The 15,344-nt window shown below is 59.7% G+C and carries 10 protein-coding genes; all 10 read right to left on the minus strand.

The window, feature by feature from the left end; all coding sequences use genetic code 11:
* Positions 1-17: 17 nt before the first annotated feature.
* Positions 18-800: a lipid asymmetry maintenance ABC transporter permease subunit MlaE gene (mlaE, locus tag AC1Q64_RS07055; protein ID WP_492250869.1), complete on the minus strand. Its 783-nt coding sequence runs from the start codon at positions 798-800 to the stop codon at positions 18-20.
* The gene (locus AC1Q64_RS07060) at positions 797-1,615 is read right to left on the minus strand and encodes an ABC transporter ATP-binding protein (RefSeq protein WP_492250870.1); all 819 of its coding nucleotides are present in this window, start codon (positions 1,613-1,615) and stop codon (positions 797-799) included. The genes mlaE and AC1Q64_RS07060 overlap by 4 nt, the downstream gene beginning before the upstream one ends.
* 299 nt (positions 1,616-1,914) lie before the next feature.
* The gene (locus tag AC1Q64_RS07065) at positions 1,915-3,393 is read right to left on the minus strand and encodes a glutamate synthase subunit beta (RefSeq protein WP_492250871.1); all 1,479 of its coding nucleotides are present in this window, start codon (positions 3,391-3,393) and stop codon (positions 1,915-1,917) included.
* Between the two features lie 48 nt (positions 3,394-3,441).
* Positions 3,442-8,175, minus strand: coding sequence for a glutamate synthase-related protein (locus AC1Q64_RS07070; RefSeq protein ID WP_492250872.1), 4,734 nt, complete (start codon positions 8,173-8,175; stop codon positions 3,442-3,444).
* 152 nt (positions 8,176-8,327) lie between these two features.
* Complete coding sequence (locus AC1Q64_RS07075; protein WP_492250873.1) at positions 8,328-9,053, minus strand: transposase; 726 nt, start codon at positions 9,051-9,053, stop codon at positions 8,328-8,330.
* 147 nt (positions 9,054-9,200) lie between these two features.
* The gene (locus tag AC1Q64_RS07080) at positions 9,201-10,136 is read right to left on the minus strand and encodes a class I SAM-dependent methyltransferase (RefSeq protein ID WP_492250874.1); all 936 of its coding nucleotides are present in this window, start codon (positions 10,134-10,136) and stop codon (positions 9,201-9,203) included.
* Complete coding sequence (locus AC1Q64_RS07085) at positions 10,133-10,795, minus strand: DUF1415 domain-containing protein (protein WP_291434824.1); 663 nt, start codon at positions 10,793-10,795, stop codon at positions 10,133-10,135. The genes AC1Q64_RS07080 and AC1Q64_RS07085 overlap by 4 nt, the downstream gene beginning before the upstream one ends.
* Positions 10,796-11,095: 300 nt before the next feature.
* Positions 11,096-12,271 (minus strand): deoxyguanosinetriphosphate triphosphohydrolase, encoded by a 1,176-nt coding sequence (locus AC1Q64_RS07090; RefSeq protein WP_492250875.1) that lies wholly within the window; start codon positions 12,269-12,271, stop codon positions 11,096-11,098.
* Between the two features lie 68 nt (positions 12,272-12,339).
* Positions 12,340-13,443 carry a 3-dehydroquinate synthase gene (aroB, locus tag AC1Q64_RS07095; RefSeq protein ID WP_291434768.1) on the minus strand — a complete coding sequence of 368 codons (1,104 nt, stop codon included), beginning with the start codon at positions 13,441-13,443 and terminating at the stop codon, positions 12,340-12,342.
* A gap of 376 nt (positions 13,444-13,819) precedes the next feature.
* Entirely contained in the window at positions 13,820-15,328 is a 1,509-nt protein-coding gene (locus AC1Q64_RS07100; protein WP_291434770.1) for an Ig domain-containing protein, read from the minus strand.
* Positions 15,329-15,344: the final 16 nt, after the last annotated feature.

Below are 15,344 nucleotides of genomic sequence, written 5' to 3' on the forward strand. Positions count from 1 at the left end.
TGCCAGCGCTGCCGGCCTCAGATACTGAACATCAGCGCAGTGAGCACGAAGTCCAGTGCCAACACTGCGAGCGACGCCATGACCACGGTGCGCGTGGTCGCGCGCGACACGCCCTCGGGGGTGGGCTTGGCCACATAGCCCTGCAGCAACGCCACGAAAGTCACCGTAAAGCCGAAGACCACACTCTTGAGCACGCCGTTGCCCAGGTCCTTCCACACATCGACCCCGCCTTGCATCTGGCTCCAGAAGGCCCCGGGGTCGATGCCGATCATGAGCACGCCCACAACCCAGCCACCAATCACACCCACCGCGCTGAACACGGCCGCCAGCAGTGGCATGGTGATCACCCCGGCCCAGAAGCGGGGCGCCAGAATGCGCTGCACCGGATCCACCGCCATCATCTCCATGGCGCTGAGCTGCTCACCCGCGCGCATCAGGCCGATTTCAGCCGTGAGCGAAGTGCCCGCGCGGCCCGCAAACAGCAGCGCCGTGACCACGGGCCCCAGCTCGCGAACGAGACTCAAGGCAACGAGCAGGCCCAGAGCCTCTGACGAGCCGTAGCGCTGCAGCGTGTAGTACCCCTGCAGCCCCAGCACGAATCCGACGAACAGGCCCGAAACGGCGATGATGGCCAGCGAATAGTTACCCAGAAAATGCACCTGGTCACGTACCAGCGAGGGCCGCAGAAAGGTCGCGCCCACCAGCCGCACCAGCCGCCCAAACAGCCGGGCGCCCATACCGATATCCGCCAGCTTGTGACGCACCGCAAAGCCGACATCGGCGGGCTTGTACCAACTCACAGCGTGCGCCCTCCCACCGGCCCGAAATCCTCCGCCACTGCCGGGCCTGGGTAATGGAACGGCACCGGCCCCGTGGGCAGGGCATTGACGAACTGGTGCACCAGGGGATCCCGGCTGGCTCGTACCTCGTCGGGTGTGCCCTGCGCAGCCACCACGCCTTCACCCAGGATGATCACGTGGTCTGCCAACCGAAAGGTTTCCTCCAAGTCGTGCGAGACCACGATGCTGGTGAGCCCCATGGCGTCGTTGAGCTGGCGGATCAATTGCGCCGCTGTGCCCAGCGAGATCGGATCCAGGCCCGCAAAGGGCTCGTCGTACATGACCAGTTCAGGGTCCAGAACAATCGCGCGAGCCAGCGCCACGCGGCGCGCCATGCCACCAGAGATCTGGCTGGGCATCAGATCGCGTGCGCCGCGCAGACCCACCGCATGCAGCTTCATGAGTACCACGTCGCGGATCAGGTCTTCGGACAAATCGGTGTGCTCACGCAGCGGAAACGCCACGTTCTCAAACACGCTCAGGTCGGTGAACAGCGCACCGAACTGGAACAGCATGCCCATGCGCCGGCGCGCAGCGTACAAAGCCTGCACATCCATGCGCCCCACATCCTGACCGTTGACCAACACCTGGCCGCTCTGGGCCCTGTGTTGACCTCCAATCAGGCGCAGCACGGTGGTCTTGCCACCGCCCGACGCGCCCATCAGCGCCGTGACCTTGCCGCGCGGCACCGCCAGCGTCACATCGCGCAGGATCGCGCGGTCACCGTACGAAAACGTGACGTTGCGCAACTCGGCAAGAAATGTGGATTCGGCCATGCAAGAAATGGGTGTCGGAACTCCGGCCTGCCAAAACGGCACCTGCCCCCGGAAAATGGAGCGCAGATGGTAGCCGAAGACACAAACATACATTCATGTATGTTTGTAAAGAAAAAGCACAACAGCCATTGGTCCCGATCGAGCGAGACCGAGGCAAGCCCGGATTGACAGAACCTCTGATTGTGCCAACAAAGCGCTCAGAAGGCTGACGCCCGGCCATTGCCCCACCGTCAAAGCCCCCTGTCAACACAAACGGCGCCCGAGGGCGCCGTTACTTGGAGGGTGCGCAATGCGGAGGATCAGCGTGGCAGGTCCGAATATCCCATCAGGAACTCGTCCACCGCCCGGGCGGCCTGGCGGCCTTCACGGATGGCCCAGACCACCAGGGACTGACCCCGGCGGATATCACCCGCCGCAAACACCTTGGGTACGTTGGTGGCATAACCGCCGTCGAAATCAGTCGTAGCACGGGCATTGCCTCGGGCATCCTTATCGACGCCGAAGGCGTCCAGCACCGGCGCAACCGGGCTCACGAAACCCATGGCCAGCAGCACCAGATCGGCCTGGTAGTGCTTCTCGGTGCCCGGAATTTCGACCAGCTTGCCGTCCTTGAACTCAACCTGTACCGTAGTCAGGCTCTTGACCTTGCCCTTTTCGCCGGTGAACTCCTTGGTGGAGATCGCGAACTCGCGCACGCAACCCTCTTCGTGGCTGGAACTGGTGCGCAGCTTGAGCGGCCAGTAAGGCCAGGTCAGGGGGCGGTTTTCCACCTCGGGGGGCTGGGGCATCACCTCGAACTGGGTCACGCTGGCCGCGCCATGGCGGTTGCTGGTGCCCACGCAGTCGCTGCCAGTGTCGCCGCCACCGATCACGATGACATGCTTGCCCGTCGCCATGATCTGGCCCTTGAGCTTGTCGCCCGCGTTGACCTTGTTCTGCTGAGGCAGGAACTCCATGGCGAAGTGGATGCCGTCGAGCTCGCGGCCTGGCACTGGCAGGTCGCGCGATTGCTCGGCGCCACCGGTCAGCAGCACGGCATCAAACTCTTTGTTCAACTGCTCGGGCGTGACGGTTTCCTTGGCCCAGTTGGTGACCTTGGAGTCCTTGCCCAGGCCGTCCTTGGCGGCGCCCACAAACACGCCGGTGCGAATCACCACACCTTCGGCTTCGAGCTGCTTGACGCGGCGGTCGATGTGCGACTTCTCCATCTTGAAGTCGGGGATACCGTAGCGCAGCAGGCCACCCACGCGGTCGTTCTTTTCAAACAGGGTGACGCTGTGGCCAGCGCGGGCCAGTTGCTGCGCGGCGGCCAGGCCTGCAGGGCCGGAACCCACCACGGCCACCTTCTTGCCGGTCTGGTGCTTGGCAGGGCGCGGCTGCACCCAGCCCTCGGCCCAGGCGCGGTCGATGATCGCGTGCTCGATGGACTTGATGCCCACTGCGTCGTCGTTCACGTTGAGCACGCAAGCTGCCTCGCAAGGTGCGGGGCAGATGCGGCCGGTGAATTCGGGGAAGTTGTTGGTGCTGTGCAGCACCTCGATCGCGCTCTTCCAGTCCGCGTGGTACACGAGGTCGTTGAAGTCCGGAATGATATTGTTCACCGGGCAGCCGTTGTTGCAAAACGGTGTGCCGCAGTCCATGCAGCGCGCGCCTTGCACCTTGGCCTGGCTCTCATCGAGCCCGACGACAAATTCCTTGTAGTGCTTCAGGCGCTCGGGCACAGGCTTGTAGCCCTCTTCGATGCGCTCGTATTCCATGAAGCCGGTAGTTTTTCCCATGACGATGTCCTTGTCTATGAATGCTGTGCGAAGGGGGATGGCGTCGCCTTACTTGGCGGGAGCCACCTCTTTTTTGGTAGCAGCTACCGCAGGTGTAGCGGACTCTTCCAGCACTTTTCGTTCATAAATTTCAGCCAAAGCACGCTTGTACTCGGTCGGGAAGACCTTGACGAACTTGCTGCGCGATGCGGCCCAGTTATCCAGCAGTTCGCGTGCGCGCTTGCTACCCGTCCAGCGGTTGTGATCTTCCAGCAGCTTTTTGAGCTGGGCCTCGTCCGTCTGGCCGTTGTGCCAGATCGAGCGTGGCACCGTGGATTCCTGCTCGGTGGCGGGCAGGATGCGCTCCAGCGTCACCATCGACAGGTTGCAGCGCGTGTCGAACTGGCCGTCTTCGTCGTACACATACGCTACGCCGCCGCTCATGCCCGCTGCAAAGTTGCGGCCGGTCTTGCCCAGCACCACCACGGTACCGCCGGTCATGTACTCGCAGCCATGGTCGCCCGTGCCTTCGACGACTGCCGTGGCGCCCGACAGACGCACGGCAAAACGCTCACCGGCCACGCCGCTGAAGAAGGCCTCACCCGTCGTGGCGCCGTACATCACGGTGTTGCCCACAATGGTGTTGCGCACCGCTTCGCCCCGGAAGTCGATGCTGGGGCGCACGATGACACGGCCACCCGACAGGCCCTTGCCCGTGTAGTCGTTGGCGTCTCCGATCAGATACAGCGTGATGCCGCGCGTGAGGAACGCGCCGAACGACTGGCCGCCCGTGCCTTCCAGCTGGATGCGGATGGAGTCGTCAGGCAAGCCCTCGGGGTGCACACGGGTGACCGCGCCGGACAGCATCGCGCCGACCGAGCGATTCACGTTGCGCGCCACCTCGATGAACTGCACGCGCTCGCCCTTTTCAATGGCAGGCTTGCTGCGCTCGATCAGCTTGCGGTCCAGCGTGTGCTCGATGTTGTGGTCCTGCACATCCACATGGAAGCGCGGCACATCAGAGGGCACGTTGGGCTGGGCAAACAGGCGGCTGAAGTCCAGGCCGCGTGCCTTCCAGTGTTCCAGGCCCTGGCGCATGTCGAGCAGGTCGGTGCGGCCGATCAGGTCGTCGAACTTGCGAATGCCCAGCTGCGCCATGATCTGGCGCACTTCTTCCGCGATGAAGAAGAAGTAGTTCACCACATGCTCTGGCTTGCCCGAGAACTTCTTGCGCAGCTCAGGGTCTTGCGTGGCCACGCCCACGGGGCAGGTGTTCAGGTGGCACTTGCGCATCATGATGCAGCCCTCGACCACCAGCGGTGCCGTGGCAAAGCCGAACTCGTCCGCGCCCAGCAGCGCGCCGATGGCGACGTCACGGCCGGTCTTCATCTGGCCGTCTGCCTGCACACGGATGCGGCCGCGCAGGCGGTTCAGCACCAGGGTCTGCTGGGTTTCGGCCAGGCCGATTTCCCACGGACCGCCCGCGTGCTTGATGGACGACCAGGGCGAAGCACCCGTGCCGCCGTCATGCCCGGCGATCACCACGTGGTCGCTCTTGCACTTGGCAACGCCAGCCGCAATGGTTCCCACTCCCACTTCGGACACCAGCTTGACGCTGATGCCAGCATGCGGTGCCACGTTCTTCAGATCGTGGATCAGCTGGGCCAAGTCCTCGATGGAGTAGATGTCGTGGTGCGGCGGGGGCGAAATCAGGCCCACACCCGGCACGCTGTGGCGCAGCTTGCCGATGTAGTTGGAGACCTTGCCGCCGGGCAACTGCCCCCCCTCCCCGGGCTTGGCACCCTGGGCCATCTTGATCTGGATCTGATCGGCGGACGACAGGTACTCCGCCGTCACACCGAACCGGCCCGACGCCACTTGCTTGATGCGGCTGCGCAGCGAATCGCCGTCCTGCAGGGGCAGATCGACTTCAACGTTCTCGGCACCAATCACGCTCTTGAGCGTATCGCCCTTCTTGATCGGGATGCCTTTGAGTTCATTGCGGTAGCGTGCCGCGTCCTCGCCGCCTTCACCGGTGTTGCTCTTGCCGCCAATCCGGTTCATGGCCACGGCCAGCGTGGCATGGGCCTCGGTGGAGATGGAACCCAGCGACATGGCGCCCGTAGCAAAGCGCTTGACGATTTCCTTGGCAGGTTCGACCTCATCAATCGAGATCGCCTTGGAGGGGTCGATCTTGAACTCGAAAAGGCCGCGTAGCGTCATGTGGCGCTTGCTCTGGTCGTTGATGATCTGCGCGTATTCCTTGTAGGTGTTCCAGTTGTTGGCACGAGTGCTGTGCTGCAGCTTGGCAATCGCGTCAGGTGTCCACATGTGGTCTTCACCACGGGCGCGCCAGGCGTACTCGCCACCGGCGTCCAGCATGGTTTCGAGCACGGGGTCGTCACCAAAGGCAGCCTTGTGCATGCGGATGGCTTCTTCGGCGATCTCGAACACGCCGATACCTTCCACACGGCTGGCGGTGCCGGTGAAGTATTTGCCCACGGTTTCCGTATTCAGGCCAATAGCCTCAAACAGCTGGGCGCCGCAGTAGCTCATGTAGGTGCTCACGCCCATCTTGGACATGATCTTGGACAGCCCCTTGCCGATGGCCTTGACGTAGTTGTAGATGGCCTTGTCTGCCGACAGGTCGCCGCCCAGGTCCTTGTGCATTTCGGCCAGGGTTTCCATGGCCAGGTAGGGGTGCACGGCTTCTGCGCCGTAGCCCGCCAGCACGGCGAAGTGGTGCACTTCGCGCGCGGTACCCGTTTCGACCACCAGGCCGGCCGTGGTGCGCAGGCCTGCGCCCACCAGGTGCTGATGGATGGCCGACAGCGCCAGCAGCGCGGGGATGGCCACTTGCGTAGCACTCACGGCACGGTCGCTGATGATGAGGATGTTGGCGCCGCCCTTGATGGCATCCACGGCTTGCGCGCACAGCGAGGCCAGCTTGGCTTCCACGCCCTCACGCCCCCAGCTCAGCGGGTAGGTGATGTCGATGGTGACGCTCTTGAACTTGCCGTTCGTGTAGCGTTCGATGTCGCGCAACTTGGCCATGTCGGCAAAGTCGAGCACGGGCTGGCTCACTTCGAGCCGCATGGGTGGGTTGACCTGGTTGATGTCCAGCAGGTTGGGCTTGGGGCCGATGAAGCTGTTGAGCGACATCACGATGGCTTCGCGGATCGGGTCGATCGGCGGGTTCGTCACCTGGGCGAACAGCTGCTTGAAGTAGTTGTACAGCGGCTTGTTCTTGCCCGAGAGCACGGCCAGCGGGCTGTCGTTGCCCATAGAGCCGATGCCTTCTTCGCCGTTCTTGGCCATAGGTGCCATCAAGAACTTGATGTCTTCCTGGGTATAGCCAAAGGCCTGCTGGCGGTCCAGCAAGGGCAGGTCGGCAGGCGCCGCAGCGGCGGCGGTGTCACCCGCGTCGATGCTGTCGAGCTTGATGCGCAGGTTCTCAATCCACTGCTTGTAGGGCTTGGTGTTGACGACGTTGGCCTTGAGCTCATCGTCGTCGATCATGCGGCCTTGTTCCAGGTCGATCAGGAACATCTTTCCGGGCTGCAGGCGCCACTTGCGCACGATCTTGTTCTCAGGAATCGGCAGCACGCCCGACTCCGAGCCCATGATGACCAAGTCGTCATCGGTGATGCAGTAGCGCGAGGGGCGCAGGCCGTTGCGGTCCAGCGTGGCGCCGATCTGGCGGCCGTCGGTGAACACGATGGAGGCCGGACCGTCCCAGGGCTCCAGCATGGCGGCGTGGTATTCATAGAAGGCGCGGCGGCGCTCGTCCATGGTGGTGTGCTGCTCCCAAGGCTCGGGGATCATCATCATCACGGCCTGGCTGATGGGGTAGCCGGCCATGGTCAACAGTTCCAGGCAGTTGTCGAACGTGGCGGTGTCGGACTGGTCGGCGAAGCTGATGGGGTACAGCTTTTGCAGGTCGGCCGCGAGCACGGGCGAGGCCATTACGCCTTCGCGCGCCTTCATCCAGTTGTAGTTGCCCTTGACGGTGTTGATTTCACCGTTGTGCGCCACATAGCGGTACGGATGAGCCAATGGCCATTCAGGGAAGGTGTTCGTCGAGAAGCGCTGGTGCACCAGGCCGATGGCCGACACGCAACGCTCGTCCGACAGGTCCTTGTAGTACACGCCCACCTGGTCAGCCAGCAGCAGACCTTTGTAGACCACCGTGCGGCTGGACATGGACGGAACGTAATATTCCTTGCTGTGCTTGAGTTTCAGGGCCTGGATGTTGGCGCTGGCCGTCTTGCGGATCACGTACAGCTTGCGCTCCAGCGCGTCCTGCACGATCACGTCGTTGCCACGGCCGATGAACACCTGACGCAGGATGGGCTCCTTCTTGCGCACGGTGGGGGACATGGGCATGTCCACGTTCACCGGCACATCACGCCAGCCCAGCAGTACCTGGCCTTCGGCCTTGATGGCGCGCTCCATCTCCTGTTCGCAGGCCAAACGGGAAGCATGCTCCTTCGGCAGGAAGATCATGCCCACGCCGTATTCGCCAGCCGCTGGCAAGGTCACGCCTTGCTTGGCCATTTCTTCGCGGTACAGCGCGTCAGGGATCTGGATCAGGATGCCGGCGCCGTCGCCCATGAGCGGGTCGGCACCCACCGCACCACGGTGGTCGATGTTTTCCAGAATCTTCAGAGCCTGCGTCACGATGTCGTGGCGCTTGATGCCCTTGATGTGGGCCACAAACCCGAGGCCGCAGGCGTCGTGTTCGTTACCCGATGAATACAAACCGTGTTGTTGCAGATGCTGGATCTCGGCAGCCGTGGTCATGGCGCACTCCTATATTTTTCGCAGGGGAGCCGAGGTTAGTGCATTGCAGCATATTTTGGCAAGAAGTTTAATTGGGGTCAGATTCTGATTAAAGAAACCGCTATTCACACAAACAAATTATTGGGGACACATTAAAATTCATAGCATTTAAATCAAATAAATCCGGCGCCTCCGTCGGTTTTTGCATGATTTTTTGCCATTCGAGGCCTGCCAGGCATTCCCCGGGTCACGCGGCGCGGGGTCTGCTGTTGCAGGCCCGCGAGAAACTCGGTGTCGCCCAAAGCCCAACCGTTGAGCGCCGAGTCGGTCAAAGCCGTTTGCACTGACGCCCCCAGGCCCGCCTGCACCAGTGCAGCATAGGCAGCCTCACGCGCAAACGGGGTATTGCCCAAAGCCCAATACAGCGCATGGGGCGTCAACCACCGGTCGTTACGCAAGCCCAACCAATGCGCATGGCTGGACCAGACGTAGTCAGCGGGCTGCTGCATCAATCCGGCCCGCATGGGGTTGAGGTCCAGGTACACCATGCACGCCAGCAAATACCGTTCCGGCTGCAACACCGTAGAACGGTAGCGCCCCTCCCACAAAGTGCCAGTACGGGCATGTCGGCGGTTGAAGTACTGCACATACCGGCGTCCCACCGCCTGCATCATCTGGGGCAGTCCGTCGTGTGACGCTGGGGTAACCAGCAGGTGAAAGTGGTTGTCCATCAGCACATAGGCATGGACGGCCACCGCATATTTCTGCGCGTTGTCCACCAACAGCGCTAGCAGCGCCTGGAAATCCTCAGCTCCGTGGAAGATGGGCTGACGGTTGTTACCCCGCAGGATGACGTGGTGCAAATGACCCGGCAGGGTCAGGCGCGGCAAACGGGCCATGGTTCTTGATCAAGGATGGAATATCCACGATCATAGACCTGTCCCCTATTTTCCAGCGATGCAAGTTGGCCATGCGCAGCATCCGCCATGGACACAGAGGGGCGCGGGCTTGATGCTGGACGGCCCTTGCGCACCTGCTTGCACGCATCAATGCGCGGCCACGTTCTCCACCTGATCTGTCGCCGCACCCATGCCAAACCTTGCCCCCATGGCGTGCTCCAGGCCAAATTCACCGAGAAGCGCACGCAACCGATCGGCTGCACTGCGTTTTTTCTGTCCGGTGTAGCGCGCGATGATGAGTTCGTTCTTCATGGAGTGCTCCCACCCCACCAGCTCGGTCACGGTAACCTGGTAGCCACTGGCCTCCAGGTAAAGGCAGCGCAGCACATTTGTCACCTGGCTGCCGAGTTCGCGGGTGTGCAAAGGATGACGCCACAACTCTGCCAGGGGCGTACGGGCCAGCTGCAGGGCCTTGCCTTGGCGCAGGCAGGCCGCCATTTCAGCTTGGCAACAAGGCACCAGAACCATGGCCCGGGCCTTCTTTTGCAGCCCGAAGGCAATCGCGTCGTCGGTAGCGGTGTCGCAAGCGTGCAAGGCGGTGACCACATCGATCTGCGCCGGTAACTCTCGGGCATCGGCCGAGTCGGCCACCGATAGATTGAGAAACGACATCCGCTCAAAGTGAAGCCGCTGCGCGAGCACCCGCGACTTCTCCACCAGCTCGGCCCGGGTCTCCACCCCGTAGATGTGCCCGTGGCCCAGCGCCTTGAAATACAGGTCGTACAGGATGAAACCCAGATAGGACTTGCCCGCGCCGTGGTCCGCCAACGTAGGCCCACTGCCCTGGACAGACAACTCTGTCAGCAACGGCTCGATGAAGTTGAACAGGTGGTACACCTGCTTGAGCTTGCGACGCGAGTCCTGATTGAGACGCCCCTCACGCGTAAGGATGTGCAGCTCTTTGAGCAGCTCTATCGATTGACCCGGGCGAAGCTCTTGCTGTTCAATGCCCTCGTTCTTGGGCTTTCTTACACCACGGACATGCTCGCCGGGCGCCGCTGAAGATGGCTTTTGTGGCTTCATAGCACGGTGCCTTGTGTTGGCCGGGCCCAGTCGCCTCCAGCATTTGCGCTCGCGTGCTCGCCACTTTTGCCATGGGGCCCGACGTCAAGCGCCTGCCAACCGGCCATGCCAATGCCCTCCAGCACTTCCATGTTGCGCTCAAAGATGGCCTCTGCCTCGGGGAACACTGACACGGCACGGTCGATGCTGTCCTCTCGCAGCAAATGCAACATGGGGTATGGAGAGCGATTAGTGCAATTGGTCACATCGTCAACTTCGGTGCCTGCAAACTGGAACTGCGGATGAAAGCTTGCCAACTGAAGCGTGCCCTCCAGCCCCAAAGCGTGCAGCACGTCCTCGGCGTCACCCAGAAAGTCGTTGAAGTCCAGGAAATCCGGCAAGCAGTACGGCATCACCAGCAAGGTGGTGTCCCTGACCTCTGCTGGTGTGTTTGCCAGCTCCTTGAGTTCATTGCGCAGCAGCTCCAGCGCATCATGTGCAGTCGTGGCCAAAGCGACCGCATAGTGAATCTGTCCCTTGACATGCACAGCCTTCGCAAAGGGGCACAGATTGAGCCCAATCACCGCCCTCTCCAGCCACCGTATGGTGTCATCAATATAAGTATCAGTAGAGCAAGGCAAAGCGGGCGCCAGGTCGGCGGCAGTGATGGAGGATGTCATGAACGCGCGCGGAAGCGCTGGAGGTAGGACCTTGATTTTATCGGGGCACGTTATCTGACGGTCGCACAATAGCCGTTGCCCCTGAATCAGAAGCTGGCAGGACTTGTCGGTACGCACTCGCAAATGATTGGTAGTCAATGGTGTCGAGGAGAGGATCAAGCACCATATTAAAGACACCCTTATTGGGAGGTGTCGCCTCCACCAGTGTACGAATCGTTCCTTCAAGTATGGCCGTGAGCATGCATCAAAAGATCACAAGAATCAGTGTGCGCCAAGCACTGGGCCTGGAGAAGCCTCTTGCTATTCCTGCAACAGTCGGCGCCCCGTAAGGCGCTCATGCTCCCGCACCGCAAAGCGATCGGTCATCCCTGCAATAAAGTCGGCCACAGCCCGCGCTCTCCCGTGCGCATCACCCTCCAAGGCCTGCGCGGCGAACGCTGCTTTCATGTCTTGGGGCTTGGTCATATATGCATCAAACAATTCACGCACGATGTGTTGGGCATGGCCGGTAGTCTCCATTACCCGAGGATGTCGATAAAGATGCCTGAAGAGGAACTGTTTTAGCGCGGTAGAGCGTTCCCGCATGTCGCTGCTGAAACTCACCATGACCGGTAGCTGCCGCACCTCATCGGGATGAGCAGGTGCATGCAGCCGCAATGCCGCTTTCGTAGTGTCGATGACGTCATACACCTGCGCGCTCAACATCCGACGAATCGCCTCGTACAACAACCGGCGATGCCTCGACGGTTCAGCAAGTGCTGGATGCTCGGCCTGCGCCGACAAGCGGTAAGCATCGAATAAGGGAACATCCTCCAATTGGGAGAGTGTGATCAACCCCGAGCGTACGCCGTCATCAATGTCGTGTGCGTTATAGGCAATCTCGTCGGCCAGGTTGCACAACTGCGCCTCCAGGCTCTGCCGCTCGTTGCGCAGGAACCGCGCACCGACACCGTTTGGCTCCACGTCCTCCAATTGCTTAGCATGGGCGCGCGAGCAATGTTTGAGAATTCCTTCACGGGTTTCGAACGTGAGATTCAGCCCGTCATACAACGGGTAACGTTCTTCCAACTTGTCCACCACTCGCAAACTCTGCAAGTTGTGCTCAAAGCCGCCAAAGTCGGCCATGCAGCCATTCAAGGCGTCCTGCCCCGCGTGCCCGAACGGGGTATGCCCCAAATCGTGGGCCAAAGAGATGGCCTCAACCAGGTCTTCGTTAATCTGTAACGACCGAGCGATGGATCGCCCGAGTTGCGCGACCTCTAACGAATGGGTCAGCCGTGTACGAAACAAGTCCCCCTCATGGTTGAGGAAGACTTGCGTCTTGTAGACCAGCCGACGGAAAGCGGTGGAATGCACGATCCGGTCACGGTCACGCTGGTACTCCGTTCGTGTTGGTGCGGGATGCTCTGGATGACAGCGCCCTCGCGTGGCACCAGGATCGCAGGCAAAAATTGAAAGGCCAGATAGTGCAGTCAAAACAGTCGCTCGTACTGAGTGAGCATCTCAAAAGAGATATTCAATTGACTGCATCAAAAGCAGAGGACCTACTGACAGCATGCATCGACAACCTCACGCACCAAGCCCTCGGGCGCAGAACGAACCACCGCCTTGCCGGGACTCTCGATCAGCACAAACCGGATCTCCCCGGCTTCAGATTTTTTGTCGCCCCGCATGAGCTGCAGATAGCGACTAGCGTTGTCTGTGCTATCCAGAATAGGTCCCCGGACCGGCAAGCCTGCTCGGCGGATCAACGACACCAAGCGCTCTACAAAGATCTCGTCCACCAAGCCTAGTCGGCGCGACAACTCTGCAGCCATCACCATACCGGCCCCGACTCCTTCGCCGTGTAACCACACTCCGTAGCCCATACCAGCCTCAATGGCGTGACCAAAGGTGTGACCAAAATTCAAAATAGCGCGCAAACCAGATTCGCGCTCGTCCTGCCCCACCACAGCCGCCTTGATCTCACAACTACGGCGCACCGCATGAGCCAGAGCATCGCTCTCGTGGGCTACGAGGTCATCCATTGATCGCTCCAGCCACTCGAAGAAGTCCATATCCGCAATTGGACCGTACTTAATGACCTCTGCAAGACCCGCACTGAACTCACGTGCAGGTAGCGTAACCAACACATCGAGATCACAGATCACACGCTGAGGCTGATAAAAGGCACCCACCATATTCTTCCCCAGCGGGTGATTGATGCCGGTCTTCCCCCCCACTGAAGAATCCACCTGAGAAAGCAAAGTCGTGGGAACCTGCACAAAAGGCACTCCGCGCATATAACTGGCGGCGGCAAAACCTGTCATGTCTCCCACTACGCCGCCCCCCAATGCGAACAACAGAGTCTTGCGGTCACAGCCCTGTTCCAGCAACACATCGAAAATTCGCTGCAGAGTCTGCCAGTTCTTGTGCTCCTCACCATCCGGCAGTTGGACCTCGTAAATTTTTGCGTAGTGGACAGCCAAGGCCTTCCGCAGAAGAGCGATATAAAGCGGTGCAACAGTGGTGTTGCTCACAATCACAGCAGCGGTAGCGCGCGGTAACCCATCGTAGGAGACTGCATCAGCTAGCAAGCCTCCACCAATGACGATGCTGTAACTGCGCTCGCCGAGATTAATCGAAACTTCTTGGACGATTGAAGACATGACGATTTCCACGGATGAAATTTTGGGGCAATGTAGCTTGCGCCCCGCAGTGCGACAGCTCGAAAGCATCTGTAGGCTGCGTCTCAGATGATTATGCAAACGAAGTAGCCAACATAAACTTATTCAACAGGCACATCGCTTGACTGTTGACAAGGTGGATGTCCTACTCAGTTTGGAGGCAACAAGCCAATATGTCATCTACTCAACGCCAGCGCACTAGTGGCACGCCAGTCTGAGCGCGGTTCACTAGACGGTTATCGTCTGGCGCAAAATAGAAAAAATCCCCGGCAACGCCGGGGATTTTACAAATGGCCCGAGAGCAAAGTTACATCAGAAGCACAGCCAGATGCGCTGCGCAACTGTTTATCTAATGTAATCAGGGGCAAGCAAGCGCAGGAGTGCTTCCGCTGACTACGGTGATGCTAAGTGTACGAGTCACAGTTGCAGCCCCCTTTGTCGCCGTTACCAAAAACTGTCGAGTCCCGCAGTCACCGACAGCAGGCTTGCCGTTGAGCACACCAGCCGAACCGGTAGTTCCACTAACCAACCAAGCGGGCAAGCTCGTGAAGGCCCACGTTACATTGCTTACAGAGGACACGAAAGAATATGAGTAGTTGGCGCCTGCAGGAGCAGTTCCGATTGAACATACTGCGTTTGAATTGCATTCGCCGATAGCAAAATCTTCAGGTAAGCCACCAACGAGGTTGAGTCTCACTGTTGCTTTTGCAGAAATTTTGTTCTTGTCAGTTACAACAACATTAGCACGATACTCACGCTCTTGGGCCCCAGTGCTTGGCGTTCCGTTCAGCAAACCCGATGAGGAATCCACGCCTAGACCTGCGGGCAATCCAGTGACAGCCCATGTGTATGGAGGCAAGCCGCCGGTAACTGTTAACAACTTTGTAAAAGGAATACCCTTTGTCACGTCACCCAAGTCGACGTCTGCTATCGCCGGCGGGCTTGTCAACGCCTCCAACACCTGCACTGGATAAATAGCAGTGATCGGATCAGTGATCCCATTGCTCACATTGTTGTCGAATCGATCTGTTGCCAATTCCAAAAAGACCGGCCCCGCCTCCACTCCACTGAGCAATGAAAATGTGGCAACACCACCGACAGTAGGCAACTGAAGCACACTGCCACTCTGCGCACCAGATACCAAGCGCGCTCCCTGTGCGGCTTCTGTTCCGGAAAGAATGCGCACCTGTACATTGCCTCCTGACACGCTGGAAGCGGGCTGGTTGGTATCATCCAAAACAAACGCTTGAATGGCCATTTGAGACAGAAGCTTGTTAGTATTATTCTTCGTACCTAGGTATCCTGGTATTTGAGCCTGCAAACGAACACTGGCAGGCTTACCGGTTGCCCCGCCTACGGAAATATCAACGCTAGCAAATTTCTGCTGCTTGTCGCGAGGGTCTGTGACCGAGCAAACAATTCGCGCAGTGCCGGCTTGATTAGCCGAGGAAAAGTGGAAAGAATTTCCACCAGAGTTAGAACCCAAAGTAACACTACGATAAGCATTGGGAACCTTGATCTTCCCCCCGTTACCATCATCAACTTCCGTTTCGTGCTCAGCCTTTCCATCCAAATAGTACAGCGCACCAGTATCCAAGCCAGCCGATATATTACAGCCAAATATATCACTCCCACCAGGGATAGGGAAACCCCCTTTGCGTGCATCGACATACACAGTGGTACTGTAGGGGCTGTAGACACCTATTCCAGGCGCGATTCCAGCCACATTCAAAGGCAATTGGCTTTTTTCGGCCCGAACAGTAATCGTATAGGCTTCCTGGGTCTCACCAGAGCTGCCGCCGCCACCACCACAAGCCGACAATGCCACGGTCATTGCGAGAGGTAAGATTTTGAAATATTTTAACATTGGCTATCCTAAATTA

The sequence above is a fragment of the Acidovorax sp. GW835-FHT14G06 genome (genome assembly GCF_058793595.1).